Origin of the sequence: Micromonospora sp. DT178 (assembly GCF_049841695.1) — a bacterium.
Taxonomy (GTDB): Bacteria; Actinomycetota; Actinomycetes; order Mycobacteriales; family Micromonosporaceae; genus Micromonospora.
Window position 1 is genome coordinate 1 of sequence record NZ_JBNCKV010000036.1, and the last position, 3,449, is coordinate 3,449.

Genomic DNA, 3,449 nt, shown 5'->3' on the forward strand with positions numbered 1-3,449 from the left:
GTGGTCTGTTGTTCGTTTATCGAGAGTTGCACAGTGGACGCGTAGCAGCTTAGTAGTCAAGTCCTCGGCCTATTAGTACCGGTCAACTGAACCCGTTACCGGGCTTACATTTCCGGCCTATCAACCCAGTCGTCTAGCTGGGGGCCTTACCCATCCGAAGATGGTGGGATACCTCATCTTGAAGCGAGCTTCCCGCTTAGATGCTTTCAGCGGTTATCCCTTCCGAACGTAGCTAACCAGCCGTGCCCCTGGCGGGACAACTGGCACACCAGAGGTTCGTCCGTCCCGGTCCTCTCGTACTAGGGACAGCCCTTCTCAAGTATCCTACGCGCACGGCGGATAGGGACCGAACTGTCTCACGACGTTCTAAACCCAGCTCGCGTACCGCTTTAATGGGCGAACAGCCCAACCCTTGGGACCTGCTACAGCCCCAGGATGCGACGAGCCGACATCGAGGTGCCAAACCATCCCGTCGATATGGACTCTTGGGGAAGATCAGCCTGTTATCCCCGGGGTACCTTTTATCCGTTGAGCGACACCGCTTCCACTCGCAAGTGCCGGATCACTAGTCCCGACTTTCGTCCCTGCTCGACCTGTCAGTCTCACAGTCAAGCTCCCTTGTGTACTTGCACTCAACACCTGATTGCCAACCAGGCTGAGGGAACCTTTGGGCGCCTCCGTTACCCTTTAGGAGGCAACCGCCCCAGTTAAACTACCCACCAGACACTGTCCCTGAACCGGATAACGGTCCGAAGTTAGATACCCAAATCAACCAGAGTGGTATTTCAAGATTGCCTCCACCCATACTGGCGTATGGACTTCACCGGCTCCCACCTATCCTACACAAGCTAATTCGGATACCAATGTCAAGCTATAGTAAAGGTCCCGGGGTCTTTCCGTCCTGCCGCGCGTAACGAGCATCTTTACTCGTAATGCAATTTCGCCGGGCCTGTGGTTGAGACAGTGGGGAAGTCGTTACGCCATTCGTGCAGGTCGGAACTTACCCGACAAGGAATTTCGCTACCTTAGGATGGTTATAGTTACCACCGCCGTTTACTGGCGCTTAAGTTCTCCGCTTCGCCCCGAAGAGCTAACAGGTCCCCTTAACGTTCCAGCACCGGGCAGGCGTCAGTCCATATACATCGAATTACTTCTTCGCATGGACCTGTGTTTTTAGTAAACAGTCGCTTCCCCCTGCTCTCTGCGGCCATACAACGCTCCACCCGCGTGGGGCTTCACGTCTCCGGCCCCCCTTCTCCCTAAGTTACGGGGGCAATTTGCCGAGTTCCTTAACCACAGTTCGCCCGATCGCCTCGGTATTCTCTACCTGACCACCTGTGTCGGTTTGGGGTACGGGCCGCTAAGAACTCGCTAGAGGCTTTTCTCGGCAGCATAGGATCACTGACTTCACCTGAATCGGCTCGGCATCACGTCTCAGCCTTCATGTGTTGCGGATTTGCCTACAACACGGCCTACACGCTTACCCCGGCACAACCACCGGCCGGGCTCAGCTACCTTCCTGCGTCACCCCATCGCTTGACTACTACCCGCCAGGTTCCCACGCTCCCCCGGTTTGGTCCGAAGACCGCCCCAAGTTCGGGTGGTTAGCACAACGAGGTTCATCAGGGACGCTCTTTCGCGGGTACGGGAATATCAACCCGTTGTCCATCGACTACGCCTCTCGGCCTCGCCTTAGGTCCCGACTCACCCAGGGCGGATTAGCCTGGCCCTGGAACCCTTGGTCATCCGGCGGAAGGGTTTCTCACCCTTCTTTCGCTACTCATGCCTGCATTCTCACTCGTGCCGCGTCCACAACTGGGTCACCCCGCTGCTTCACCCCCGGCACGACGCTCCCCTACCCATCCACACACCTGCACAAGGAATCAAGTCCAAGCGAGGTAAAAATGTGAATGCCACAGCTTCGGCGGTGTGCTTGAGCCCCGCTACATTGTCGGCGCGGAACCACTTGACCAGTGAGCTATTACGCACTCTTTAAAGGGTGGCTGCTTCTAAGCCAACCTCCTGGTTGTCTATGCGACCCCACATCCTTTTCCACTTAGCACACGCTTAGGGGCCTTAGCTGGTGATCTGGGCTGTTTCCCTCTCGACTACGAAGCTTATCCCCCGCAGTCTCACTGCCGCGCTCTCACTTACCGGCATTCGGAGTTTGGCTGATTTCGGTAAGCTTGTGGGCCCCCTAGACCATCCAGTGCTCTACCTCCGGCAAGAAACACGCGACGCTGCACCTAAATGCATTTCGGGGAGAACCAGCTATCACGGAGTTTGATTGGCCTTTCACCCCTAACCACAGGTCATCCCCCAACTTTTCAACGTTGGTGGGTTCGGCCCTCCACGCGGTCTTACCCGCGCTTCAGCCTGCCCATGGCTAGATCACTCCGCTTCGGGTCTAGGACACGCGACTGAACGCCCTATTCAGACTCGCTTTCGCTACGGCTCCCCCACACGGGTTAACCTCGCCACATGCCACTAACTCGCAGGCTCATTCTTCAAAAGGCACGCCGTCACCCCGCAAGGCTCCGACGGATTGTAGGCGAACGGTTTCAGGTACTATTTCACTCCCCTCCCGGGGTACTTTTCACCATTCCCTCACGGTACTCGTCCGCTATCGGTCACCAGGAAGTATTTAGGCTTACCAGGTGGTCCTGGCAGATTCACGGCAGATTACAGGGGTCCGCCGCTACTCGGGAACACCCACAGAAGACCAGCCACTTTCACCTACCGGACTCTCACCGCCTACGGTCAGCCTTTCCAGACTGTTCGGCTAGCAACTGGCTTTGTAACTTCTCGAACAAGTGTCAGCTTGTTCAGCAGGGTCCCACAACCCCAACCACGCAACCCCTGACAGGTATCACACGCAGCCGGTTTAGCCTCAATCCGCTTTCGCTCGCCACTACTCACGGAATCACTATTTGTTTTCTCTTCCTACGGGTACTGAGATGTTTCACTTCCCCGCGTTCCCCCCACACACCCTATGTGTTCAGGTGTGGGTGACTGGACATGACTCCAGCCAGGTTTCCCCATTCGGACACCCTGGGATCACAGCTTGGTTGACAGCTCCCCCAGGCCTATCGCGGCCTCCCACGTCCTTCATCGGCTCCTGGTGCCAAGGCATCCACCGTTCGCCCTTGACAACTTGACCACAAAGATGCTCGCGTCCACTGTGCAATTCTCAACAAACGACCAACCCACAACCCCACAGCCCCACACCAAACCCGACAACCGCCGGCGGTATGCGAGACCAGGCCATGCCTGGCAGCCCACGGAACACACGGTTCCGCTCAAGGCTCCGAAAGAAACAACCAACGGTTGTTCTTTCAGGACCCAACAGGGTGCTTTGCGCCGAACCCCAGCCGCACCAGGAGGAACCGTTCCACACCACCACAAGGGTGGCCGTACTAGGTATCCCGGCCGTTGCCGGCATCCAACTA

At 57.0% G+C, this 3,449-nt stretch carries 1 rRNA gene; it reads right to left on the minus strand.

What is annotated here, in order from left to right:
* Nucleotides 1-52 precede the first annotated feature (52 nt).
* Nucleotides 53-3,160: ribosomal RNA gene (locus tag ACLQ22_RS31810) — 23S ribosomal RNA — on the minus strand.
* Between the last annotated feature and the right edge of the window lie 289 nt (nt 3,161-3,449).